This is a genomic window from Dokdonella sp. (assembly GCF_019634845.1).
Taxonomy (GTDB): Bacteria; Pseudomonadota; Gammaproteobacteria; order Xanthomonadales; family Rhodanobacteraceae; genus Dokdonella_A.
The window spans coordinates 89,032-113,520 of sequence record NZ_JAHCAQ010000004.1 but is presented as its reverse complement, the minus strand read 5'-3'; the positions used below and the strand labels follow the sequence as shown (position 1 = coordinate 113,520).

Genomic DNA, 24,489 nt, shown 5'->3' with positions numbered 1-24,489 from the left:
TGCTGCGCGCCCCTCGCGCGGGCGCATGGCGCCGGCGCGGCCATCGCGATGGAGTGAACATGTCCCTCGACCGAGTCAGCGCCGGTGGGCGCGTACCCGACGAAATCAACGTCATCATCGAGATCCCCAAGGACGCCGAGCCAGTCAAGTACGAGGTCGACAAGGCCAGTGGCGCGATCTTCGTCGATCGCGTGCTGTCGACACCGATGCGCTACCCGTGCAACTACGGCTATGTGCCGCGCACGCTCGGCGGCGATGGCGATCCGCTCGACGCGCTGGTGATCCTGCCGCTGCCGCTCGTGCCCGGCTCGGTCATCCGCTGCCTGCCGGTCGGCATGTTGCGCATGACCGACGAGGCCGGCGCCGACGAGAAGCTCATCGTGGTGCCGCACCACCGCACCTTTGCCGGTTATGCCCACATCAGCGACATCAGCCAGGTCTCGGGCCACTGGCTCGAACGCATCGGCCACTTCTTCGAGCACTACAAGGATCTCGAACAGGGCAAGTGGGTGAAGCTCGAAGGCTGGGCCGACGCCGCCGCCGCCAAGCGTGAGATCGAAGCCGGCGTGGCACGCTACGCGAGCGCGCACTGAGCGCCGCTCACGCCGGCCACTGCTCAGTCCTCGCCCGCATCCGCCTCGTCGGCCGCATGCGACAGGCTCGGGTCGATGCCCGAGGCGAGTGCATCGCCGGCTTTCCACAGCGACACCTCGCCGCCGCGGAACGGCTGCGTGAACACGGGTTTGGCGCGGAAACGGAACTGGCGGTAGAACGTCGCCACGTAGGCATCGGGATGCTGCTGCGCCCAGACGGCGAAATCGGCCACCGTATCGAAGGCCGGCACCGGCTCGTGCAGGCGCGCGGCAAACTCGTAGACGCCGTGATGCCAACCCAGATTCGCCACCGGATGTCCCTGCGCCTGCAGGTCGGCAATGCGCTGCGCCATCGGCGTGATGTCGTAGCGCGCACCTGGGCCCTGCACGATCACGAGCTTGATGACGAGCGCGAGCGCCAGCGTCACCACCACCGGCAGCGCTAACGGCAGGCGTCGGCGCCAGCCCAGCAGCACGCCGCCGAGCACGATCACGGCCAGGCCCCACCACGGCGCGATCAGATCGGCGTAGGCCTGCGCCGTGCGGCCGAGCGGCCACAGTCGCAGCGAGGCGACACCGAGCCCGAGCAGCACGAGCACGGCGCCGAACAGGCCGCCGCGCAAGCGCAATTGCGCGGACTCCAGGCCCAGCGCGATCAGCAGTGCCAGCGCCGGGATCAGCGGCAGCAGGTAGTGCGGCTGCTTGCCGCTGACGAGCGAGAACACGACGAAGGTCGGCACCAGCCAGGCGATGCCGCAACGCCACGCGGCCGAAGCGCGACCGCAGAGCGCCGCGGGCCAGCGCCAATCCAGCACATCGAGCTGCAGCTCGCGCAGGCGCGCGCGCAACGCGCCGATTCCGCCGCGCACCACGAGCGGCCACGGCAGCACCATGAGCGGAAACACCGCCAGGTACCACCACCACGGCCGGCCGTGCGCGCTGGTGCCCTTGACGCCCTGGATGCGATCGAGCGTCTGCTTGAGGAAGATCGCACGCGCGTAATCCTCGCCGCCATGCAGCGCCGCCGGGATCGCCCACGCCAGGGCGATCGCGGCACCGAGCAGCAGCGCGACGCCGAGCGCGCCGAAATACGCCGCGCGGCGACCGTCGAGCCGACCCAGGCTCCACCACGGCGCCAGCAGCGCGACGCAGGCGATGTCGAGCAGCATGACCGGGCCCTTGACGAGAATGCCCAGACCGATCGCCGCGCCGGTCACCAGCACGCCGCGACGCATGCGCCCGGCGACGAGGTCGCAGACGCCGAGCAGCGCCAGCAGCACGCAGGTGGCGAGCGGCACGTCGAACATGATCGCGTTGGCGAACAGCCCAAAGTACAGCGTGCCGGCCAGCAACCAGGTCGCCAGCCGCGCCACCGCGACCGAGCCGCTCAGGCGCCAGGCCAGTCGATGCATGAGCGCAAGGCTTGCCAACGAACAGGCCAGCGTCATCGCCCGCGCGGTCCAGGCCTGCACGCCGGTGACGAGCCAGCCGGCATTGATGAGCCAGAACAGGAGCGGTGGCTTGTGCGCATAGGTCGCGCCATTGAGATGCGGCACGAGGAAGTCGCCGCTCTGGCGCATCTCCCAGGCCACGGCGAGGTAGCGCGTCTCGTCGATCGGCAGCGCCGGCATCAACAGCACCATCGGCAGCAGCAGCGCGAAGGCGGCGAGCAGCGGCAGGGCGTCGTCGCGTTGCCACGCGGGAGCTGGGGCGCACAGGGGTGTCACGGGCATGGCTGGCCGACGAAAGCGCGCATCTTGGCATGGCGCGCCCACCTTGTCGCGCGCGGACCCGGCCGGCGCGGGTCCGGCTCAGCCGCGCTTGAGCAACTCGCGCAGATCGATCATGGCGGCGTTGGCGCGTGAGATGTAGTTGGCCATCACCAGCGAGTGGTTGGCAAAGAAGCCGAACGGCCGGCCGTTGAGCACGACCGGGCTGCCGAGGGCGCGCTGCGATTCCTCGAGCTCGCGGATGATCTGCTCGAGGCTCACGGTGGCGTTCTTGCTGGCCAGGATCGGCGCGAAATCGATGCGCATCGCCTCGAGCTGCTCACGCAGCGCCCAGGCATACCCACGCGCCTCGTAGAAGTTGTCGTCGATCTTGGTCCACGGCGTGCGCACGAATTGCTCGGGCGGCGTCGCACTGGACTGCTGCGCATGCGGATCGCCCGCGAGCGTGGTGTCGAGCCGCACCTGCCCGGCCGCCGCCGACAGTCGCTGCGACAGCGAACCCAGTCGCGCCGACGCCACCTGCAGATAGTCGGCGAGGTTGTCGGCGCGCGCGTAGAACTGCGCCGTGCCCTGCCCGCCTCCGACCAGCCGCGCCAGATACGCGCGCAGGTGCCCGATCGCCTTGCGGTATTGGCTTTCCGAGCTCGGCAGCAGCCAGCGGTCGTTGGGTGAGCTGAACAGCGGATCGGCCTCCTGCAGGTCCGCATCCTCGACCGATTGCGTCTGCGAGCGGCTCAGGTCGTTGCGCAGCGCGCGGGCAAGGTCGCGCGTTGCGGTCAGCACGCCAAACTCCCAGTTCGGCACGTTGTCCATCAGCACGCCGGGCGGCAGGCGGTCGTTGCTGAGATAACCGCCGCGCTTGTCGAGCAGCGTCTGCGCGCTCGTGATCAGCGCAGCCGTGGTCACGCTGCCGGTAACGGCGCGCGATGCGGAGCCCAGTTCGCCCGTGACCTCGCGCGCGTTGGCGGCCACGTCGAAATGCGGCGGCTCGTAGTCCCACCACCACATGAGTGCGAGCACGCCCGCCACGTAGACGAGCAACACGACACCGGCCCCACGCCACCACCACGACTTCATCGCGACGACTCCATGACTGCTGCCGTGCCACGATAGCGCAAGCCGCGACGTTCGGCGCCTGCCGCGCCTCGCGGCGCGGCCCCGGAACCGGTGCGCGCAGTCGGCACGCCGGCCCGCACGCCAGGCGCCACGGGCGCGCCGCGCCCGGCACGCACGCCTCAGTCCACGAGCGCGGTGTTGCGCAGGATCCGGCCGCTGGCGAGGTCGATGTCGAGCAGCTGCGAGGCATTGGCGACCAGCACATGCTGCCCGCGGCGGGCGAATTTCTCGCTGTCGAAACGGCCCGCCCAATCCCCGCGCGGCTGCGGCAGCGGCGTGCTCCAGCGCGTCTTCAGCGTCGTCCGGTCGAGCAGCGTGAGCTGCTTGTCCTGCGCATCCTGGGTGCTCGTGCGCGACAGCACGAGCAGGCCGCCATCGATGTCGGTGGCCGCGGCCAGCGAGTCGCGTTGGCCACTGTCCACGCACAGGTACTGCGGATCGAGGAAATCGTCCTGCGAGCGCAGCGCCTTGTCGCGCTCGATGTGGCGCCGGGTTCCGCCACTCTCGTGCAGCCCGGCGGGCAGGTGACAGGCCTGGTAGAAGCCGCTGATTCCCGATTCGAGTCGCACCAGCTCACCACTCGTGACGGTCGCCATACCGCTGGTCGGGTCGAGCCGGTAGTTGCGCCCGTCCTTGCCCTCGACAATGAACGCCTCCGGCGCAGCCGGATCGCGGAAGGTCGAGTCGGCCCCACCGAGCAAGCCGCCGGGATTGCGCTCGGCCACGGTCCTGCTGTCCACGCGGACCTTGCCGGTGGCGAGGTCGAACACGAACGGCGCCGGCCTGTCCCGGGTGTCGCGCCCTGCCGCCATGCAGGTGACGAGCACATGGGATGCGTTGAGGTCGCCGATGCGCGGGTAACCACAATCGGGCCGCAGCGGTCGCTCCAGCAGCTTGCGTCCGCTGTCGGTGTCGATCACCTGCAGGTACGAGCGGAACGAGCCCGAGGACACGGTCCTGCCGCCGGTGCGCTGGTAGCTGTGGATCCAGATCACCATGTAGATGTAGGCAAAATACCTGCCGCCGGAGCTGAACATGCCGCCGCTCAGCGCCGGTGCCTGCCGGCAACCGGCCAGCAGTGCCACGCAGATCACCAGCGCGAGCAACTGCCAGCGCCACCGGGTTTGCATGCTTGCTGCCATTGCGCGCCTGCCTTGCCATGATCCGATCGCACGGGGCCGAAGCGACCACCGCCGCAGGCTCGATGCGTCCTGCGCCGTCGACCACCACAGCCGGTGAAGATTGCCGGACGCGCGCGGATCGGGCAACGTGACGTCCGATCATCGTGGGCAACGACCCGCTCCCGCCACCACCACGCCGGCCATTGCAGGTGGTGCCGCATCGGCCGTAGCCACGGCCATCGACGCTGCGCCAGCGGAGCGCCACCGCCTCATCGATGACCGTTCCGGCACCGATGCCGACGTCAAGCGCATCGGGCCGCAGCCGATCCCGCAGCCGACGACAGTGCCATGCATCCGATTGCCCACAACCTGATCCTCAACACCGACAGCTACAAGGCGAGCCATTGGCTCCAGTACCCGCCCGGCACGCAGGCCGGCTTCTTCTATCTCGAAAGCCGCGGCGGCGAGTACGAGCGCACGTTGTTCTTCGGCCTGCAGGCGATCCTCAAGGACTATCTCGCCACGCCCATCACCGCGGCGATGATCGCCGAGGCGGCCGAGTTCTGGGCCGCGCACGGCGAGCCCTTCAATGCGGAGGGCTGGCGCCACATCCTCACGCAGCACGGTGGCCGCCTCCCGCTGCGCATCCGCGCCGTGGCCGAAGGCACGGTGGTGCCGACGCACCAGGCCCTGATGACGCTCGAGAGCACCGACGAGCGCTGCTGCTGGCTGCCCTCGTATCTAGAGACGCTGCTGCTGCGCGTGTGGTATCCGATCACGGTCGCCACCGTCAGCTGGCACGTCAAGCAGGTGATCGGCGAGTTCCTGGCCAGGACCTGCGACAATCCGGCGACCGAACTTGCGTTCAAGCTGCATGATTTCGGCGCGCGCGGCGTGTCCAGCGCCGAATCGGCGGCGCTCGGCGGCATGGCGCATCTGGTCAATTTCCAGGGCACCGACACCGTGCTCGGCATCCTCGGCGCGAGACGCTGGTACGGCGAACCGATGGCCGGCTTCTCCATCCCTGCCGCCGAACACAGCACGATCACTGCCTGGGGACGCGAGGGCGAACTCGAGGCCTACCGCAACATGCTGCGCCAGTTCGGCAAGCCCGGCGCCGTCTTCGCCTGCGTCGCCGACAGCTACGACCTGTTCCACGCGATCGAGGCGATGTGGGGCGGCGCGTTGCGCGAGGAGGTGATCGCGAGCGGCGCCACCGTGGTCGTCCGTCCCGACTCGGGCGATCCCGCCGACATCGTCCACCAGACGCTGAGCAAGCTCAACGCCGCCTTCGGCAGCAGCGTGAACGCCAAGGGCTACCGCGTGCTCAAACACGTGCGCGTGATCCAGGGCGACGGCGTCAACCCGGACTCGATCCGCCTGATCCTCGAGCGCATCACGCGCGCCGGCTATTCGGCCGAGAATCTCGCCTTCGGCATGGGTGGTGCCTTGCTGCAGAAGCTCAACCGCGACACCCAGAAGTTCGCGCTGAAGTGCTCGGCGGCCAAGGTCGACGGCCGCTGGGTGGATGTCTACAAGGACCCGGTGACCGATCACGGCAAGGCTTCCAAGCGCGGGCGCCTGACGCTGGCCCGGCATCGCGAGTACGGCACCTTCAAGACCGTGGTGCTGCCCGGCGAGGCGATCAGCGCCGACGCCAAAGCGCTCGGACCGGGTTGGGAGGACGCCCTCGCGACGGTCTGGGAGGACGGCGAACTCGTACGCGAGTGGAGCTTTGCCCAGGTGCGTGCCCGCAGCGCGGGCTGACTTGCTGCCGATCGTGCGCGGGCGCGCGACGTTGCGGGATCGGTGGCCGTTGCGCGTATGACAGGCAAGCACCGGCGACCTTCCGGTCCCACGACAGCGAGCACAGCCATGCAATTGCAACGCAACGCCTTTGCGACCTTGATGTTGTCGAGTCTGGCCACTCTGGCCGTCGCCGGTGATGGCGTCTACGACGCCCGCTTCGGCAACCATGCGCCGGGCCTCAGCGTGATCGACGTCGTCGCCAACCCTGCAATTTCGATCGATAGCGCCAGCGCCATGCTGACCATGCCCGACGGTGGCCTGCTGGTCGGCGGCACATCGGCCCATGCATCGGGCCTGCCGACGGCATTGTCACTCGTGCGCCTCGACGCGAATGGCCAACGCGACATGGCATTCGGTGACGGCGGCAAGACCCTGGTCACGGTTGCACCCGGCGTTCTGGTGCCAAGGCTTGCCGCGCTGATCGGGGCCGCCGACGGCAGCGTGCATCTGCTGGCCACCGGTGTGGTCGACAACGTGAGCAGGCTGTGGCTGTGTCACGTCGATGCCAACGGCACGGTCGAAGGCGACTGCGTGGACCTGCCCGCGCCAGTGGGCTTCAGCTTCCGCTTGGGACGCCTCGCCGCCACGGTCGATGATCTGGGTCGGATCGTCACACTGGCACCGATCAACATCGCCGGCCGGGGTCTTTCCGTGGCGCGCTGGCAGGTCGATGGCAGTCGTGACACGAGTTTCGGTAGCGGTGGCGCGGTCAGCATCACGCGTTTCGACGAGCTTGCAGGTCGCGCCTCATACAACACCGTGGGTGACGTGAAAATCGACACCCAGGGCCGCATCGTCGTCGCGGCGACATCGGAACTGCCTACGCCAACCCTTGATGGCGTGGGAACGTTCGCCGCCGCGCGCCTGCTCACGTCGGGGCAGCTCGACACCACGTTTGGCGACGGCGGCGCGCGCCTGGTGCCGACGACGGGGACGCTCAATGCTGCGGCACTGGCGCTGGACGCCGCCGATGGTCTCGTCATCGGCGGCAGCCACGTGGTGATCACACCGAGCTCGCCACCAGTTCTCGAGTCCAGGTTCGCGCTCGCGCGCATCGATGCCGACGGCAACATCGACAGCGGATTCGACGGCACCGGCCTGCGCCGGATCGCGTTCCGCAGCGGCATGCCGCCCGATGACGCCTGCACGGCTCTCGCCATCCAACCCGATGGCCGCATCGTTGCAGCCGGTCATTCGCGCGCGCCGGGAAGCAACGGCGGCTTCGATCTGGCGGCGACGCGCCTGTGGCCTGACGGCCGCCTCGATACCGGCTTCGGCAACGCCGGCAATGGCCGCTTCATCGGCCCGATCGACCTCGCCGACGGCTCCGGCAACTTCGACACGATCGCCGCGATCCGCTGGCACGACCAGCGTCTCATCGCGGTCGGCTCGGCTCGCAGCGGCTACGACCAAGACGAGTTCGTCGCCATCCGCCTGCGTGCCGACGGCCTGCTCGATGCGGGTTTCGAGTAGCGCGCAGCCGCGGGCGGCGTTTGTCGCCAACCACATCCGCAGCGGACGCCGGCACGCGCAAGCGCGAGCGACGCCGCGCCGGTCAGCGCCGCGCGAACGCGGCTGCGCGCTGCAGCGTGGCCTCGAGGCGCGGCAGCAACGGCGCGATCACGGCTTCGCGCCTGCGCCACTTGTCCGGATGCGGCGCCGACACCGTGTGGTTGGCGAGCGGCAGGCCGTGCTCGAACTGGCGGTCCCAGGTCAGGCCGGCAAACTCGCACAGGCGCCGCACTTCGGCCAGCGGATCGGTCAGCAGCGCGTCATAGCGCGCCACCGCCACGCGCTCGCGCGGCAGCGCTTCGAGATCGTCGAGCAGAAGCTCGGTCGTGGTCTGCCACTGCGCGGCGACGATGTCGCCCAGTGACGCGCCGTTGAGCTCGCGCCAGCCCGGCGTCAGCAGCAGCGACCACGGCAGGCCAGTCCAGCCCGGCAGGTCGCGGTAGGTCCGGAAGCCGCCCGATTCCCAGGCCTCGAGCATGCTCGCCAGCACCTGGCGCGGGTCGCGATAAAGGTAGATGAACAAGGCATCGGGAAAGATGCGATTGAAGAATGGAATGCGCAGCGCGTTCTTCGGCGTCTTTTCCAGCAGACGGAACGCGCCCATCGGCGGCTTGCGGTCGCGATCGAAGGCGGCGGCGCGAAATCGCGCGCGCAACTGTTCGGCGATCATCGGCGTGGCGTCGTCAGCGAGCAGTCGATTGGATTCGTGGTCGCGCTGGCGGGTGTCGAGCGCCGCAATGCCCTCGATCACGCCGTGGCTCTCGCCGCCGATCGTGTGCAGCCCCGGCGCGTGGGCCAGTGTCTCGAACAGCAGCGACGAGCCCGAGCGCGGCGGCGAGACGATGAATACCGGCCGTTCGATCAGCGCCGTGGTCGGACGCGATGCCGGCTGCCGCGCGCGCTCCTCACCGAGATCGACCTGCGCATCGGCCGGTCGCGCGGCGCGACGCAGGATGCCGTTCATCGCGGCCACGAGGTCGGCACCATTGCGCAGCGTCAGGCCATGGCCGACCTGCGCCAGGCGAGCGAGGAATCCGGCCAGATGCGCGGCGTATTCGTCCATGCCCTCGGCGGCGCTGCCATGGCGAAACCACAGCGTCTGCCAGTTGCGCACGAACACGCCGCACAGTTCGGCGGCCGGACCCATGCGCGGCTGTGGTTGCGCCTCGTTGAGGATGAATTGCACGAGATCGCGCAGCTCCCAATAACTCATCGGCGACTGGCTGTTGACGTTTTCGAACATCAGCGGCGGCGTGGCGCCACCGGGTGCGACGAACCGCGGCTCCCAGCCCTCGCGCGGCGCCGCATGCGGCCGACCCTGATTGACGAGATCCCAGAATGCCGCGCCGCCGACGGTGTCGGCGACGAGGTGGATGCGCTGGTGGTCCTGGTCGTTGAGGACGTGGTGCAGCAACCAGGTGTCGAAGATCCAGCACTCGCCGGCCGCCATGTTGATGGTGTGCTCGCCGGCGGTGAAGCGCACGGTGGGCTGGGTCAGGATCGGCACATGCACACGCACGCGTTCATGCCAGTAGTAATCCGAATCCACGTGCAGGTCGACTTCGGCATGGCCCGACAGACGCATCAGGCGGCAGCGGCCGAGCACGGCCTCGAGACTGCCCAGCACCTTGAGAAAATACGGGCTGCGCTCGAGGATCGGGGTCGGGCGCATCGGTCCCTGCAGCGCATCGCCACGCGCGGGATCGCCATTCACCGTGATGAGCGGCAACGCGCTGTTGCCCGGAATACCGTTGGGGTGGGGTTGCCACAGCGATTCGTCGAAGGTGGCGACTTCGGCGGCGAGCGCGGCGGCATCGAACCGCAGGGGCAACTGGATGAACGGGACCGGAAGTTTCATGGCACTGGCACTGGTTGTCGCAACGGCGCGAAACCACAACGATAGCCGATCCCACCGCGGGCATCGAATCGATCGCCGGACCGTGCCACCACCAGCGCGCTAACATCGCCCTGTCCTCGCCCCGGTCCCGCCATGCTTGCCATTCCCGGTCAACCGTTCCTCGACAAGCAGCGTCTGATCGGGCGCTGCGTGCGCCTGCGACTGCCCTGCGACCATGCACGCCTGCATGCCGAAGTCAGCGCCCTGCCGGAACTGGGCCAAGACACGCGCGGCGGGCGCATCCGTGTGCACAACCCGGCCAGCGCGGTGTTTCTGCGCGGGCACGCCCCGGCCGAGGGCGATCGGCCGATCGTCGACCGCGACGTGCTGGCGCGCCTGCCCTACGCCCGCGAGTTCATCCATTCGATCATCCCGGCGCAGCCGATGCGCTGCCTGCTGGCGACGTTGCCGGGTGGCCAGGTCATCCTGCCGCACACCGATCTGCCGGCCTACTTCGCGCAGACGATCCGCATCCACATTCCCGTCGTCACCCATCCGCAGGTATGGGTGTACTGCGACGGACTGAGCTACAACATGGCCGCCGGCGAGGTGTGGGTGCTCAACAACTCCACGCTGCACGCGGTATGGAACGCCGATCCGGCATTGCCGCGCACGCACCTGATCTGCGACTTCCTGCCCAGTGATGCGCTGGTGGCGCTGCTGCTCGATGGGGAGCGCGAGCTTGGCGTCGATCGTCCCGAGGTGCGCGAGCACCTCATCGCGGCCTCCAACGCCAGCGACCTCTAGAAACGCCGTGCGGTCGGCTCGCCGCCGGCAACCAAAGCGCCGCGCCTGCATGAGCGGATCCTGTACGCGGTTCGCACCCCGGGCCCGCCGTCGTTGTCAGCATGACCGTGCGGGTGCACGATGCCCGCACCAGGAGGCCCGCCATGAGACTTTCGATTCCGCTGTTGTCCTGCCTGCTCGCGAGCGGCCTGCTCGCCGCCTGCGCCAGTACCCCGCCGCCCAGGCCGACCCATGTCACGGTCAAGGTCGACTGGACCGATCCGGCCAAATTCACCGACACGCGCACCGACCAGTGCCACAGCGCGGTCGCACCCGAGGAATGGCTGGGCCAGCTCGCGCGCTATGCGCAGGCGCGCGCCCGCAACCTGCTCAAGTCAGGCCAGACCCTCGAGGTCACGATCACTGACATCCAGCGCGCCGGCCAGTGTGAGCCGTGGCGTGGTCCGCGCATGAGCCAGATCCGCATGCTGACCACGATCTACCCGCCGATGATCAAGCTGCATTTCCAGTTGCGCAACGCCGACGGCACGATCCTCGCGCAGGGCGATCGCACGCTCACCGACCTCGCCTACCTCGACCGCGGCGTGCCGTTCGAGAACAACGACCCGCTGCGCTACGAGAAGCGCCTCCTCGACGACTGGTTGCGTCGCGGCGTCGACAAGCCGCCGCGCCGCTGAGCCGGCCGGCGGCGCGGCGGCGCCACCCGGCGATGCGTCGCATGCCGCGCGGCGCATCGCCAGCCGCCGCGGCGCGCGGCACAATGCGCGTTCGTCCCTGCGAGCGATCACGATGGATCCCCAGCACCCCGACCTGCGCCCCTTGTATGTCGATCACCTCGCCACGCTGCAGGCGCGCGCCGAGGCGATCCTTGCCCGCGCCGGGTTCGACCACCTCGTGGTCGCCGCCGGGCAGACGCACTTCCAGTTCCTCGACGACCGCGACTACCCGTTCGTCACCAACCCGCACTTCAAGCACTGGCTGCCGGTCACGCGCGCACCGGGTTCGTGGCTGGTCTGCAGCCCTGGGCGCAAGCCGCACCTGATCTACCTGCAGCCGCACGACTACTGGCATGTGGTGCCGGCCGCGCCGGCCGGCTACTGGGTCGATTCGTTCGAGATCACGATCATCCATGAGGCCGCCCAGGCGCGCGCCCACCTGCCTGTCGCGGCACGCTGCGCAGTCCTGGGTGAACCCAACGTCGCACTCGACGGCTTTGCACCGAACAACCCGCAGGCCGTGCTCGACTACCTGCACTGGCAGCGCTCGTACAAGACGCCCTACGAGCTGGCAATGATGCGCATCGCCAGCCGCATCGGCGCGCGCGCGCACCGCGCGGCGGAGCTGGCCTTCCGCGCCGGCAAGGGCGAATTCGACATCCACATGGCCTACCTGGCCAGTGCGCGCCAGACCGACAACGAGCTGCCTTACGGCAACATCATCGCGCTCAACCAGCATGGCGCGATCCTGCATTACACCGACCTGGCCCACGCACCGCCGGCACAGATGCATTCGTTCCTGATCGACGCCGGCGCGAGCTTCCATGGCTACGCCAGCGACATCACGCGCACCTACGCCGCCGACGGCGCCGGCGAGTTCGCGGCACTGGTCGCGGCCGTCGACGCGGCGCAACAGGGCTTTTGCGCCAGGGTACGCGCTGGGCAGAGCTATCCCGACCTGCACCTGCATGCGCACCACGTGCTCGCCGGCGTGCTGCGCGAGCATGGCTTCATCCGCATGAGCGCCGAGTCGGCAGTCGAATCGGGCCTGTCGTCCACCTTCTTCCCGCATGGACTGGGTCACCCGATCGGCCTGCAGGTGCATGATGTGGCCGGCTTTCAGGCCAGCGAAAACGGCGGCACGCTGCCGCGTCCGGCAGGCCATCCGTACCTGCGCATGACGCGCGCGCTCGAGCCGGGCATGGTGATGACGATCGAGCCGGGCCTGTATTTCATCGACCTGCTGCTGGCGAAGCTGCGCGAAGGGCCGCTGGCCGGCGAGGTCGACTGGACGCGCGTGGACGCGTTCCGCCGCTACGGCGGCATCCGCATCGAGGACGACGTGGCCTGCACCGCCGGTGCACCGGAGAACCTCACGCGCGAGGCTTTTGCGCAGTTGACCTAGCAACCCGTCCCGGGCGCGACCGCCGTCGGCGCAGCGCCGGGCGGCGACGTGGCCCGGTCGCAAGGCCGCGTGCGCCCGAGCGGCTCGCGCCAGCATCGATCCGCAGCCGCCACCGCCCGCCATGACCAGCGACGAATCCACTCCCCGCGCGCCGACCCACCCTTGGCGCGCCCATTTGCGCTGGCTCGTGCCGCTCACGTTTCTTGGCGTGGTCGCGGTGCTGGCGTGGCGCGAAGCCGGGCAACTCGACCTGCCGCAACTGCAGCGGGCCCTGCTGCAGGTACCGACCTTGCCGGCGCTCGGCGTCGCGCTGCTGGCATTGGCCGCGGTGGCGTTCACGGGCAGCATCGATCTCGTCATCGCGCGCTGGCTGGGCCTGCCGATCGGCGCGCGCGACGTGCTGCGGCTCGGTTTCGTCGCCAATGCGCTCGCCAATACGCTCAACCTGTACGGCACGCTCGGTTCGGGCGTGCGCCTGCTCGGCCTGACCGCGCGCGGCATCGAACTGGCGCGCGGTGCGGCACTGGTCGGCCTGCAGGTGCTGTCGCTGCCGCTGGGCCTGTCGGTGCTCATCATCATCACGCTGGCGCTCGGCTCGCGACCGATCACGGCCACGACCACCACCCATTGGCTGGCGATGCTGGTGCTGGCCGCCGCGGCCTGCTACCTGCCGGCCTTCTTCGTGCTGAGCGGGCGGCGGCGCCTGATGCGCTGGTTGCCCGCGGGCAGCGGCCTGCCGCCACTGCGGCTCAAGCTCGCCCTGGCGGCGCTGTCCTTTCTCGACTGGTTGCTGAGCGCGGCCGTGCTGTATGGCTGCCTGTATCTGTCGGGTGCCCACGTCAAGCCCGGACCGCTGCTCGGCAGCTTCGCGCTGGCGCAGGCGCTGGGCCTGCTGAGCCTGATCCCGGGTGGCTTCGGCGTGTTCGACGGCCTCATGCTGCTGGCCCTCACCAGCGGTGGCTACGACAACGCCGCGGTGCTGTCGGGGCTGTTCCTGTTCCGCGTGCTGTACTACCTGTTGCCGCTGCTGGCCGGCCTGTACGTCGGCTCCGGACTGCTGGTCGGTCAATTGCCCGGCGTCGCGCGCATGACGGCGCGCCTGCGCACCCATCCGCTGTTCGCGGTGCTGGGCCTGCCGGGCAGCCTGCTGGCCGGTCTGGGCGTGCATGTGCTGGCCGTACTGACCTTCGGCGCCGGCCTCGTGCTGCTGGCCTCGGCGGCAATCCCGGCGGTGCACGAACATGTCGTGGTGGTACGTGCGGTGCTGCCGCTGGCGGCAGTGGAAGGCTCGTACTGGCTGTCGATCCTCACCGGCGTGCTGCTGCTGGGCCTGGGCCGCGGCATCGACGGCCGCCTGCGCGTGGCCTACCGACTCGCCCAGCCGCTGCTGATCCTCGGCGCGATCCTCGCGGTGACCAAGGGCCTGCATTTCGGCGAGGCGCTGTTCCTGCTCGCGATCGCCGTGCTGCTGCGCGCGCGCAAGCGCGAGTTCACCCAGCGCGCGATGAGCCTGTCGTCGATGACGACGGCGGCGTGGTTGGCCGGCCTCAGCGTCGTCGTGCTCGCATTCTTCGCCGTCGGCATCGCCCAGGTGCTCGGCGACGACAGTTTCGATCTGTGGTACTTCGGCCACGGCGAGCACGCCTCGCGTCTCGCGCGCGGCCTGCTCGCGGCCGCGCTCGGTGTGCTGATCTACCTCATCTGGCAATCGTTCGCGGTGCGCCGCCCCAGCCTCGCCCTGCCCGATCGCGCCGAGCTCGAACGCGCGCGGCAGATCTACCGCGAGCACGGCGGCGGCGAATTCGGCCATCTGTCGTTCATGCGCGACAAGGCGCTGTTCTGGTCGGCCGATCGTGGCGCGGTGGTGGCCTGCGCCGCGATCCGTGACCGGCTCGTGGCGCTCGGCTCACCCTGCGGCCCGGAGCGCGCGATCCGGCGCGCGATCCTCGACTTTCGCCAGTACGCCGACGGTCAGGGCCGCAAGCCGGTGTTCTACGAAGTGCTCGAACCGCACCTGTCGCTGTATCACGACCTCGGCTTCGACCTGTTCAAGCTCGGCGAACTCGCCACGATCACGCTGGCCGAGTTCACGCTGGCCGGCAAGCGCTGGGAGGACCTGCGGCAGGCGGTCAATCGTTCGACCCGCGAGCAACTCGAGTTCGAGCTCGTCGAGCCACCGTTCGACACCATGCTGATGGCCCAGGTCGAACAGGTCTCCGATGCCTGGCTCGCGGCCAAGGGCATGCAGGAAAAGGGTTTTTCACTGGGTCGCTTCGACCTCGATTACCTGGCCTGGAGCCCGCTCGCACTGGTGCGCCAGGCCGGCCGGATCATTGCATTCGCCAACGTGCTGCCGCCCTACGGTCCCGATGGCACGGCGAGCATCGACCTCATGCGCCATCTCGACGATGCGCCGCGCGGCACGATGGATTTCCTGTTCGCGCGCATCATGCAGTGGGCCCGCGATGCCGGCCACGAACGCTTCAGCCTCGGCATGGCGCCGCTGTCGTCGGTCGGCGACAACCCCTATGCGCGACTCAACGAGCGCCTCGCCGCGCTCGCCTTCCGCTACGGCGGGCGCTTCTACAACTACCAAGGGCTGCGCCACTACAAGGACAAGTTCCAGCCGCAGTGGACCGGCGCCTACCTCGCCTATCCGCGCGGCGTGTGGGTGCCGTCGCTGCTGGTCGACATCGCGGCGCTGGTCGCCGGCGGCTACCGTCGCCTGCTGCGCGACTAGGGACGCGCCTGCGCCTGCCGCAGCTTGTCCACGTACTCGCCGGTGATGAGCTCGGCCAGCCCGTAGGGCGCGTTGCGGTCGAGCATGCGCGAGTGCTCGGCATGCGATTGGCCCACGCCGAAGTACACATTTGCGGCCAACAGGCGCACGCTGCGCAGGCACAGCTCGGCGCGCGCGGCGGCCATGTTCTCGATCGTGAACAACACCAGGCCCTTGCGCCCCAGTTGCACGGCCTGACACTCGAGTACCTGGTCTTCACTGCGCGGCCGCGCCAGCGCCACCACCCAAGTGGCGCGCGCAGTCTGCGGATCGAACGTCGGCAAGTCGGCAAACCCATGCGCCTGCGGCGTTTGCTCCTGCTCCTGCGTCGCGGTCGGGTCGGGCTGGCGCAGGCGCCGCATCGCGGCCAGCAGGGTGGCGGTGTCGACGCTGGCGAGGCCGCGCGCAGCGACATAGCCGTCGCCGCGCCAGGTCACGCGCACGTACCAGGCGTTGGCCGCGGTGAGGTCGACGCGTTCGTGCACGAACCAGCCGATCGTGTCGGCGGCCGGCGCATCGCTCGTGCCGGCAAACGCGCGCTCGAGTTCGCTGCGATCGATGAAACGGAAATGCTGCGGCACCGTGATGCCGGTGGCGGCGCCGGCGATCTCGACCTTGCCTTGGCTGCGCACGAGGCTGGTCAGCGCGCGTGCGCGCCGCGCCCTCGCGCTGGCCACCCGCCTCGCCTCGTCGGCATCGTGCGAGCGCAGCCAGTCGGCTTCCTCGCGCTGCTGGGTGGCCAGCACGTGCCAGCCAAACAGCCCGCCGGCCAGCGCCAGCAGCACGAGGCCGCCGAGCAGGTACCAACGCGGGTTGTTGGCACGTTCACCCCAGTACTTGGCGAGCGCGAACAGGCCCAGCGGCGGCAGCAGCAACGCGAACACGGCGGTCAAGCGGTCGCGCCGCCAGACCAGCGCAATGCCGTACAGGTACAGGCCCAGACCGCAGGCCAGCAGCAGGAGCAACATGGGCAGGGACAACGTCATCACGACCTCACTGGGACTCGATGCGCTGGATCTGGTCACGCGGCAGCGCATAGGTGGCGACACCACCGGCGCGACGCACCGACAACTGCACCTCGCGCGCATCGACCGCGACCACCGTGCCGCGATGCTGCCGTTCGTTGCTGGTGATGATGGTCACGCGCTTGCCGATGCGCGCCTTGAGATCGTCGAAGCCCAGCGTATCGGCGGTGTCGGCGTGGCTGGCGGCAAGCCAGCCCGCCTCGCTGCCCGCTGCCGCCGGTGCCGCTGCCGCGATCACCGGCACATCTGCTGCCGCGGCGGCCGTGTCGGCCTGCGCATCGCGCGCGGCGACCGCCTCGGCCAGCATGATCTCCTCGATGCGCGCCTCGTCCTGCTGCGGCGTCGGCGGCAACGCCCACGCGGGCGCAACGCCCAGCACGCCTGCCAACAGGCTCATCGTCTGCAGTCGCTTCACGACGCCCCCTTTCGCAGGTGGCGCGCCTTGGTTGGCGGTCGCGGCCACACTGCCCCTGTACCGACCTTCATCCTAGCCCAGGACGCACCCTCGATGCTGTGCCGGCAGGCACGCTATGGCGTTTGGCCGGCACTGGCCCGGCGCGCGATCAGGTCGCCCAGGGCCGCGTAGTCGCCATCGTAGTGGTGACCGCCCGGCAGGCTGGCCTGGCGCACATTGGCCGGCAGCGGCTTGCGGCAGTAGCTGTCGTCCTCGTCGGCGCCCTGCACGCACAGCAGCGGCGTGGTGTTGCGGTCGAGTTCGGGCCCGAGCGGCAAGGCGCCCTCGTGCCGGGTCGAGCCGAACCAGTCACCGACATGGATCTCGAACACGGCGCTGTCGTCGGGTGAGATCATCACGCCGAGGTCGACGCGCGAGCGCAGCGCCGGCGGCAGGCGATTGAGCACCACCGGCACGAGGCTGGCGCCGAAGGAATAACCCACCAGCACGAATCGTGCATCGTCGTGGCCGCGGGCGTAGTGCGCCATCACGCGCGCGACGGCGTCGGCGCTGGCCTGTGGCGTCTGCGTGTGCCAGAAGAACTTGAGCGTCGACAGGCCGATCACGCGCATGCCGCGGGCCGCCAGCGCCTGCGCCACGCCGCGGTCGAGGCCGGCCCAGCCGCCGTCGCCGGTCAGCATGATGACAATGCGCGCACTGGCGTCGCCGACCGGCTCGACCTCGGTGAGCGGCAGGTCGGCGACGTCGTCGGGCAGGGCTGGCGTCGCGGCATCCTGGCGCGCACGCCAGTCCCGGTACAGGTCTTGCGCCGCGACCGCAGGCGGACGCTGCGCCAGCGGCGGCCACAGCGCGCCGAGCCAGCGGCGCAGCCGCGCCAGCGGAGCACCGAGGCCATCGATCGTCGCGCCGTTGGCGAACGGCCGCGGCCACCACGGCAGCGCCGGCCTCGCCACCGGCATGATGCGATAGCCGGCCGCGCCGTCGGCGCGCGTCATCGCGCCGGCATCGCCCGCGCAGATCGGCTTGGGCAGGTGCAGCGCGCTGCGCCAGCCGAGCGTGACCAGACCCTCGAAGGTGCCGGCCGGCGCCTGCATCGCCACCGCGTAGGCAAAGCTCGCACCGGCACCATCGCCTACCAGCAGCGGTGCGCTGTAGCTGGCCAGGCCTTCGTGGCGCGCGATCCAGTGCGCGACTTCCTCGACGTGGCCAGCCGGATACGAACAGGCGTCCTTGATCGACTCCATGCGCGCGAGGTAGGCGCGCGTGTCGATGCCCACCACCAGCGCGCCGGCGCGCGCGAACGCCGCGCCGAGCATGTCGTCGCGCGCGCTCCAGCCCGTACCGTCGGCGAACAGCAGCAGCATGCGCGTGGCCGGCGTGGCCGGCCGCGACAGATGCAGCGTGCCGAACAGGCCGTAGTCGACCGTGGTCGATGCGGCCGCCGCGGCGCCGGCCACGGCAACCAGCGCGCCGGCCGCCAGCCAGCGCACGAGGCTGCGCCAGGGCTTCATCGGCCGGCGGCCATCAGCGCCTCGATGGCGTCGACGTCGCTCGGCACGTCGGCCGAGATGACCAAGGGCGCGCCATCGGTGACCACCACGTCGTCCTCGATGCGGATGCCAATGCCACGATACCGGGCCGGCACGCCGCGGGCGTCGGGCGCGATGTAGAGGCCCGGCTCGACGGTGACGACCATGCCGGCCTCGAGCTGGCGGAACTCGCCGTCGATGCGGTAGTCACCGACGTCGTGCACGTCCAGGCCGAGCCAGTGGCCGGTCTTGTGCATGTAGAACTGGCGATAGGTCTGCTCGCGCAGGTTGCGCTCGAGCGTGCCCTTGAGCAGGCCGAGCCTGATCAGGCCGCGCGTGAGCACGCGCACGGCCGCTTCGTGGTAGGCGTCGAAGGCGAAACCGGCGCGCACCTGGTCGATGGCCGCATGCTGCGCGTCGAGCACGAGCTCGTACAGCGCGCGCTGCGCCGGCGAAAACCGGCCATTGACCGGGAACGTGCGCGTGATGTCCGAGGCATAGCACTGGAACTCGGCACCGGCGTCGATCAGCAGCAGATCGCCGTCGCGCAGCGCCGCGTTGTTGGCGCGATAGTGCAGCACGCAGGCATTGGCGCCACCGCCAACGATCGGCTCGTAGCTGGGCACGGCGCCATGCTTGCGCAGCACATGCAGCAGTTCGGCCTCGACCTCGTGCTCGTTCTGGCCCGGTTGCGTGGTCTGCATCGCGCGCACGTGGGCGGCGGCGGCGATCTGGGCCGCGCGCGTCATCAGGCGCAGCTCGGCGCGTGACTTGTACAGCCGCAGGTCGTGCAACAGGTGCGACAGCGCGACGAATTCGTGCGGCGGGCGCATGCCATGGCGCACCTGCGCGCGCAGGCGGTTGATCCACGAGATCAGGCGCAGGTCGAAGTCGACATCACGACCGAAGTGGTAGTAGACGCGCTCGCGGCCCTCGATGAGGCCGGGCAGGATGTCGTCGATGTCGTCGATCGGGAACGCATCGTCCATCTGGTACCGGCTGACGGCGCCTTCGGTACCGGCGCGAGCGCCATCCCAGCGCTCGCGCTCGGCATCGCGTTCACGGCAGAACAGGATCACCTCGCCGGCGGCGCGCCCCGGCACCAGCGCGAGCACGGCTTCGGCTTCGGGAAAACCCGTCAGATAGTGGAAGTCGCTGTCTTGCCGATAGGGGTAATGCGCATCGTTGTTGCGCACGCGCTCGGGCGCCGCTGCCACGATGACGATGGCGTCACCACCGGCCATGCGCATGAGCTGCTTGCGGCGGCGGGCGTACTCGCTGGGCTGGATCATGGGCTGCGGATGGCGATGGTCGCGGGTGATCGGCAGCGCATTGTGCCGCGCGCAATCTACCACCAGTGCCGCGCCGCCGGGCAGCGGGGCTGCGCCATTGCACGCCGTGCGTGGCGCGTCCGGCAACGTTTGCCTACACTCGGACCACCTTTCGCCGCAGGCCGACCGTGTACGCGCCACTCCCCGCGCTGCCTCCACTCCGACCCGCCGCGCGCTGGTCGTGGCGCGGCGCGCTGCTCGTGGCGGGCCTGGCGCCACTGCTCGCGCTGGCGCAGACGCAGGCGGCGACGTCGACCCACGATGCGGTGCTGCGCAGGTTCTACTACCGCACGATCGGTATCGAGCAGGGCCTGGCCGAAAGCATGGTCAACGTCCTGCTGCAGGACCACGCGGGTTACGTGTGGATCGGCGGCGACAGCAAGCTGCAACGCTACGACGGCTACGACTTCGTCGACTATGCGCAGGTCAGCGGCCGCGACGGTCCGCTGCGCAGCCCGATCAGCGCACTGGCGGAGGATGCGCGCCATCGGTTGTGGGTCGGCACCTACGACCTGGGCCTGTTGCGGCTGAGCCCGGGCCGGCAAACCCTGGATGTGGTCGCGCTGGCAGAGCCGGTGCCGCGCACCGCCAGTGGCCTGCTCGCCGACCAACATGACGGGATGTGGATCAGCACCGAGCAGGGCATCGTGCTGGTGGATGGCGACACTGACGCCGTACGCCAGCGCTGGTCGCTGACCGAAGGCGCCGGAGCGCCGCCACTGGTGCGCGGCATGGCCCGCGCGGGTGACGGCAGCGTATGGGTCGCGGCCACCAATGGCCTGTGGCGCGTGCAGGCCGGCACCGCGCAGGCGCAACATGTCGCTGCCGCCCAGCTGCATGCGACCAGCAGCGTCATCGTCGATGGCAGTGGCCAGGTGCGCATCGGCACCAGCGACGGTTTGTACGGAATCGACGCGCACGGCGACGCGCGGCGGCTGTGGCCGACTGACGGCGCCTACGCGGTGACGGCCATCGCCGCCGACGCGCAGCAGCGACTGTGGCTTGGCGTGGCGGGCCACGGCATCGCGATCTTCGACGCGGCGCGCGACCACGTCCATTGGTCGCGTCCCGACCCGATGGGGCCAGGGCGATTGCCCGACGCCAACATCACCACGCTCATGCCCGACCGCTCCGGTCTGCTGTGGATCGGCACCCACAACCGTGGACTGGTGCGCACCGACATGGCCGGGGCGCCCTTCCGTTATCTGTTCGATCGCGCGGCCAGCGTGGCGGCGCCCGACGGCAACAACGTGCAGGCGCTGGCTGGCGATGCCGACGGCGCGCTGTGGGTCGGCCTGGCGAGCGGACTCAAGCACTACCTGCCCGAGCGCAACCAGTTCGAGGCCATCGAGCGCATCAAACTGGTCGCCGCAGACGGCAGCCATGATCTGCAGGGGATGCCCGATGTGGCCGCGATCGCGCAGGCGCCCGACGCGCGCCTGTGGCTGGCCACCGACCGCGGACTTGGCCTGTTCGATCCGCGCGCGTCCAGCCTGTCCCTGCTCGACGATGCTGGCGGCGCAGCGGGCGGGCTGGCGGCGGCACGCCCCTATTGCCTGGCCACCGGCGCCAATGGTCGCCTGTGGGTCGGCACACTGCGCGGCGGGTTGGCGCGCTACGACAGCGCCAGTGGGCAGTGGACGCGCTGGCGGCACAATCGCGCGCAGCCGAACGCGGAGTCGGACCTGGGCAGCAACACCGTGTTCGCGGTGCACGAGGATCGCCAGGGCCGGTTGTGGGCCGGCACCGTCGAGGGCCTGTCGCTGATCGATCCCGTCAGCGGCAAGGTGCAGGTGTCGACCTACGTGGCCGGCGATCCCAATTCGTTGTCGGCCAGTACGGTGCTGGCGCTCCACGAATCGGCGCGCGGTGAGCTGTGGGTGGGTACGGCCAGCGGCCTCAACCGATTCGACGGCCACGATGGCGGTCAGGCGCGCTTTTCGCACTGGCCGCAGGGCAATGATCGGGCCAGCGCGATCTACTCGATCGAGGAGGACGGTCGCGGGCGCCTGTGGTTGGGCACCAATCGCGGCATGGCCTCGTTCGATCCGGCCACCAACAGCTGGCACGACTACGGCATTACCCAGGGCGTGCAGGGCACCGCGTTCAATCCCGGCGCCAGCACGGTGCTGCGCGATGGCGAGTTCGCCTTCGGCGGCAGCGACGGCATCAACCTGTTCCAACCCGACGCCATCGGCAGCGATCGCGCGGCTGCACCCGTGGTGGTCACTGCGGTGCGCGTCGGCGCCAACGAGGCGATCGTGCAGCCCGCCGACGGAACGGTGCGAATGGCTGCCGGCGAGCACGTGGTGCGCTTCGAATTCGCCGCACTCGACTACGCCGCGCCCGAGCGCAACCGTTTCGCCTACCAACTCGAAGGCTTCGACACGCGCTGGAGCGAGGCCGGCACGCGGCATGACGCCACCTACACCAACCTCGAACCGGGCCATTACGTATTTCACGTGCGCGGCACCAATCGCGATGGCTACTGGAGTCCGCAACTGGCGGCGGTCGAGCTCGAGGTGTTGCCGCCGTGGTGGGAAAGCGCGCCGGCGCGGCTGGGTTACCTGTTGGCCGCACTCGGCGTGGCCGCCCTGGCATGGCGCTGGCAGCGACAACGTCGCCGCGAGGAACTGCTGCACCACCACGACCTGCGCGACCGTGAGGATCGGCTGCGACTGGCGCTGTGGGGCTCGGGCGATGATTTCTGGGACTGGGACATGAGCCGCGACCACATCGTGCTGACCGGCTCGCACCCGCTGTCCACCGGCGACGACGTCCACACCGACAAGCCATTCCGCGACTGGTTCCGCGAACGCGTACACCCCGACGATCTGGCGCTGACCGAGCAGCGCCTGGACAACCACGCACGTGGCGATACCCAGAGCTACGAAGCCGAATACCGCCTGCGCTTCAGGCGCGGCGACGGCCACGAGTGGCGCTGGATTCTCGCCCGCGGCCGCATCGTCGAGCGCGACGCCAGCGGCCGCCCGCTGCGCATGTGCGGCACCACGCGCGACATCACCGCCGAGCGCATCGCCGCGCAAGAGCGCCGTATCTCGCACGAAATCCTGCGCAGCATGGGCGAGGCGGTGGTCGTCAACGACCTCGACTTCCGCGTCACGATGGTCAACCCGGCGTTCACGCGCATCACCGGCTGGACCCAGGCCGAAGTCGAAGGCCAGTCGATCGCGGTGCTCGACTGCGCGCGCCATCCAAGCGAGATCTACCAGCAGTTGCGCACCACATTGGAGGCGACGGGGCAGTGGCACGGCGAACTGTGGCAGCGGCGCAAGACCGGTGAGGAGTTCCTGAGCTGGTGCGAGGTCAGTGAGGTACGCGACGCGACGGGTACGCGCACGCACTACGTCGGCGTCATCAGCGACATCACCGACCGCAAGCGCGCCGAACAGGAGCTGCGCTACCTGGCCAACTACGACGCGCTGACCGGCCTACCCAACCGCTCGCTGCTGCTCGAGCGCATCCACCAGGGCATCGGGCGCGCGCAGCGCGGCCAGCGCAAGCTGGCAGTGCTGTTTCTCGACCTCGACCGCTTCAAGCATGTCAACGACTCGATGGGCCACGCCGCCGGCGACTCGCTGCTGCGCGCCGCGGGCGCGCGCCTGCGCCACATCGTGCGCGGCAACGATTCGGTCGCGCGCATCGGTGGCGACGAGTTCACGGTCGTGCTCGAGGACCTCGAAAGCGGCGCCGACGCCGAGGTGGTGGCCAGCAAGATCCTCGCCGCGTTCGAAGAGCCGCTCGAGCTCGACAACGGCCAGGAAGTGGTGATCTCGCCATCGATCGGCATCAGCCTGCATCCCGACCACGGCCAGACCGCCAACGATCTGCTCAAGTACGCCGACACCGCGATGTACCAGGCCAAGGAACGCGGCCGGCACACCTGGATGGTGTACGTCGAAGCGATGGACGCCGCCGCGCGCCTGCGCGCGATGACGGTGGCCGCATTGCGCAGGGCGCTCGAGCGCAACGAATTCCACCTGCGCTACCAACCCAAGATGTCGCTGCACGACGATCGCATCAGCGGCTTCGAGGCGCTGCTGCGCTGGCACAATGCCGAACTGGGTGACATCGCGCCGGGCGTGTTCATCCCGATCGCCGAGGAAACCGGGCTGATCGTCGATATCGGCGACTGGGTCATCGAGCAGGCCTGCCGCCAGCTCGCGCGCTGGCGCGCCGAGGGTCTGGTCGACATCACGCTGTCGATCAACCTGTCGGTGGCGCAATTGCTGCACGCCGATCTCGTGCGGCGCCTGAGCGACATGCTGGCAGCGCACGACGTCGCGCCGGCGCAGCTCGAGCTGGAACTGACCGAAAGCATCGTCATGGCCAATGCCGAGCAGTCGATCACCACGCTGCGCCGCCTCAAGGCGGTCGGCGTGAGCCTGGCGATCGACGACTTCGGCACCGGCTATTCGTCGTTGAGCTACCTCAAGCGGTTGCCGATCGACGCCCTCAAGATCGACAAGGAATTCGTCGGCGACCTGACCACCGACCCCGACGATGAGGCGATCACGGCCACCGTCATCGCGATGGCCCATTCACTCGCCCTCAACGTCATCGCCGAAGGCGTCGAGCAGGTCGCGCAGGTCGACTACCTGCGGCGCCAGGATTGCGACGAGATCCAGGGTCACTGGCTGGCCGAGCCGATGCTGCCCGAACTGTGCCTGCCCTTCGTGCGCGAACATGAGCGCCGGCGCCGCGAGCGCGGTGTCGATGCCGGCCCGATCGGCCGCTGAGGCC

General features: G+C 69.6%; 16 protein-coding genes. 8 read left to right on the top strand and 8 right to left on the bottom strand.

What is annotated here, in order from left to right:
• Window positions 1-59: 59 nt before the first annotated feature.
• Complete coding sequence (gene ppa, locus KF903_RS04250) at window positions 60-593, top strand: inorganic diphosphatase (RefSeq protein WP_291211431.1); 534 nt, start codon at window positions 60-62, stop codon at window positions 591-593.
• A 23-nt stretch (window positions 594-616) separates the two neighbouring features.
• Here the strand turns inward: ppa and KF903_RS04245 are convergent, their stop codons facing one another.
• From KF903_RS04245 to KF903_RS04235, 3 genes are all read right to left on the bottom strand, one after another.
• Window positions 617-2,326, bottom strand: a complete 1,710-nt coding sequence (locus KF903_RS04245; RefSeq protein ID WP_291211428.1) for a glycosyltransferase family 39 protein — start codon at window positions 2,324-2,326, stop codon at window positions 617-619.
• A gap of 78 nt (window positions 2,327-2,404) precedes the next feature.
• The gene (locus tag KF903_RS04240) at window positions 2,405-3,400 is read right to left on the bottom strand and encodes a DUF2333 family protein (RefSeq protein ID WP_291211425.1); all 996 of its coding nucleotides are present in this window, start codon (window positions 3,398-3,400) and stop codon (window positions 2,405-2,407) included.
• Between the two features lie 158 nt (window positions 3,401-3,558).
• On the bottom strand, window positions 3,559-4,569 hold the full coding sequence (locus KF903_RS04235; protein WP_291211423.1) for a hypothetical protein: 1,011 nt from the start codon (window positions 4,567-4,569) through the stop codon (window positions 3,559-3,561).
• Between the two features lie 339 nt (window positions 4,570-4,908).
• On the opposite strand from KF903_RS04235, the gene KF903_RS04230 reads away from it, so the two are divergent.
• Both KF903_RS04230 and KF903_RS04225 read left to right on the top strand, forming a co-directional pair.
• Window positions 4,909-6,327 carry a nicotinate phosphoribosyltransferase gene (locus tag KF903_RS04230; protein WP_291211420.1) on the top strand — a complete coding sequence of 473 codons (1,419 nt, stop codon included), beginning with the start codon at window positions 4,909-4,911 and terminating at the stop codon, window positions 6,325-6,327.
• A gap of 108 nt (window positions 6,328-6,435) precedes the next feature.
• Window positions 6,436-7,842 carry a hypothetical protein gene (locus tag KF903_RS04225; RefSeq protein ID WP_291211418.1) on the top strand — a complete coding sequence of 469 codons (1,407 nt, stop codon included), beginning with the start codon at window positions 6,436-6,438 and terminating at the stop codon, window positions 7,840-7,842.
• Window positions 7,843-7,924: 82 nt separating this feature from the next.
• Here the strand turns inward: KF903_RS04225 and KF903_RS04220 are convergent, their stop codons facing one another.
• Complete coding sequence (locus tag KF903_RS04220; RefSeq protein WP_291211416.1) at window positions 7,925-9,739, bottom strand: sulfotransferase; 1,815 nt, start codon at window positions 9,737-9,739, stop codon at window positions 7,925-7,927.
• A gap of 132 nt (window positions 9,740-9,871) precedes the next feature.
• Between KF903_RS04220 and KF903_RS04215 the strand changes: the two genes are divergently transcribed.
• The 4 genes from KF903_RS04215 to mprF all read left to right on the top strand — a co-directional run bounded on the left by KF903_RS04215 (window position 9,872) and on the right by mprF (window position 15,386).
• Window positions 9,872-10,525, top strand: a complete 654-nt coding sequence (locus tag KF903_RS04215; RefSeq protein ID WP_291211413.1) for an aspartyl/asparaginyl beta-hydroxylase domain-containing protein — start codon at window positions 9,872-9,874, stop codon at window positions 10,523-10,525.
• A 143-nt stretch (window positions 10,526-10,668) separates the two neighbouring features.
• Window positions 10,669-11,202, top strand: coding sequence for a DUF3016 domain-containing protein (locus tag KF903_RS04210; RefSeq protein ID WP_291211410.1), 534 nt, complete (start codon window positions 10,669-10,671; stop codon window positions 11,200-11,202).
• Window positions 11,203-11,314: 112 nt separating this feature from the next.
• Window positions 11,315-12,646 carry a Xaa-Pro dipeptidase gene (gene pepQ, locus KF903_RS04205; protein WP_291211407.1) on the top strand — a complete coding sequence of 444 codons (1,332 nt, stop codon included), beginning with the start codon at window positions 11,315-11,317 and terminating at the stop codon, window positions 12,644-12,646.
• Between the two features lie 121 nt (window positions 12,647-12,767).
• A complete protein-coding gene (gene mprF / locus KF903_RS04200; RefSeq protein WP_291211404.1) occupies window positions 12,768-15,386 on the top strand; it encodes a bifunctional lysylphosphatidylglycerol flippase/synthetase MprF in 2,619 nt (872 codons plus the stop codon).
• Here the strand turns inward: mprF and KF903_RS04195 are convergent.
• The 4 genes from KF903_RS04195 to pepP all read right to left on the bottom strand — a co-directional run bounded on the left by KF903_RS04195 (window position 15,383) and on the right by pepP (window position 19,686).
• The gene (locus KF903_RS04195) at window positions 15,383-16,393 is read right to left on the bottom strand and encodes a DUF2167 domain-containing protein (protein WP_291211402.1); all 1,011 of its coding nucleotides are present in this window, start codon (window positions 16,391-16,393) and stop codon (window positions 15,383-15,385) included. The genes mprF and KF903_RS04195 overlap by 4 nt on opposite strands.
• Window positions 16,394-16,418: 25 nt before the next feature.
• Window positions 16,419-16,865 carry an LSm family protein gene (locus KF903_RS04190; protein ID WP_291211400.1) on the bottom strand — a complete coding sequence of 149 codons (447 nt, stop codon included), beginning with the start codon at window positions 16,863-16,865 and terminating at the stop codon, window positions 16,419-16,421.
• Between the two features lie 113 nt (window positions 16,866-16,978).
• Window positions 16,979-18,376 (bottom strand): AcvB/VirJ family lysyl-phosphatidylglycerol hydrolase, encoded by a 1,398-nt coding sequence (locus KF903_RS04185; RefSeq protein ID WP_291211397.1) that lies wholly within the window; start codon window positions 18,374-18,376, stop codon window positions 16,979-16,981.
• Window positions 18,373-19,686, bottom strand: coding sequence for a Xaa-Pro aminopeptidase (gene pepP, locus KF903_RS04180; RefSeq protein ID WP_291211394.1), 1,314 nt, complete (start codon window positions 19,684-19,686; stop codon window positions 18,373-18,375). The genes KF903_RS04185 and pepP overlap by 4 nt, the downstream gene beginning before the upstream one ends.
• A gap of 167 nt (window positions 19,687-19,853) precedes the next feature.
• Between pepP and KF903_RS04175 the strand changes: the two genes are divergently transcribed.
• Entirely contained in the window at window positions 19,854-24,485 is a 4,632-nt protein-coding gene (locus KF903_RS04175) for an EAL domain-containing protein (RefSeq protein WP_291211391.1), read from the top strand.
• The last annotated feature ends 4 nt before the right edge of the window (window positions 24,486-24,489 follow it).

Bases quoted from the DNA above. Each gene is read 5' to 3' on its own strand.
- KF903_RS04230 (WP_291211420.1), top strand. From the start codon at position 4,909: ATGCATCCGATTGCCCACAACCTGATCCTCAACACCGACAGCTACAAG.
- KF903_RS04215 (WP_291211413.1), top strand. From the start codon at position 9,872: ATGCTTGCCATTCCCGGTCAACCGTTCCTCGACAAGCAGCGTCTGATC.
- pepQ (WP_291211407.1), top strand. From the start codon at position 11,315: ATGGATCCCCAGCACCCCGACCTGCGCCCCTTGTATGTCGATCACCTC.
- KF903_RS04195 (WP_291211402.1), bottom strand. From the start codon at position 16,393: ATGTTGCTCCTGCTGCTGGCCTGCGGTCTGGGCCTGTACCTGTACGGC.
- KF903_RS04210 (WP_291211410.1), top strand. From the start codon at position 10,669: ATGAGACTTTCGATTCCGCTGTTGTCCTGCCTGCTCGCGAGCGGCCTG.
- ppa (WP_291211431.1), top strand. From the start codon at position 60: ATGTCCCTCGACCGAGTCAGCGCCGGTGGGCGCGTACCCGACGAAATC.
- mprF (WP_291211404.1), top strand. From the start codon at position 12,768: ATGACCAGCGACGAATCCACTCCCCGCGCGCCGACCCACCCTTGGCGC.
- KF903_RS04235 (WP_291211423.1), bottom strand. From the start codon at position 4,569: ATGCAAACCCGGTGGCGCTGGCAGTTGCTCGCGCTGGTGATCTGCGTG.
- pepP (WP_291211394.1), bottom strand. From the start codon at position 19,686: ATGATCCAGCCCAGCGAGTACGCCCGCCGCCGCAAGCAGCTCATGCGC.
- KF903_RS04185 (WP_291211397.1), bottom strand. From the start codon at position 18,376: ATGAAGCCCTGGCGCAGCCTCGTGCGCTGGCTGGCGGCCGGCGCGCTG.
- KF903_RS04225 (WP_291211418.1), top strand. From the start codon at position 6,436: ATGCAATTGCAACGCAACGCCTTTGCGACCTTGATGTTGTCGAGTCTG.
- KF903_RS04245 (WP_291211428.1), bottom strand. From the start codon at position 2,326: ATGCCCGTGACACCCCTGTGCGCCCCAGCTCCCGCGTGGCAACGCGAC.
- KF903_RS04220 (WP_291211416.1), bottom strand. From the start codon at position 9,739: ATGAAACTTCCGGTCCCGTTCATCCAGTTGCCCCTGCGGTTCGATGCC.
- KF903_RS04240 (WP_291211425.1), bottom strand. From the start codon at position 3,400: ATGAAGTCGTGGTGGTGGCGTGGGGCCGGTGTCGTGTTGCTCGTCTAC.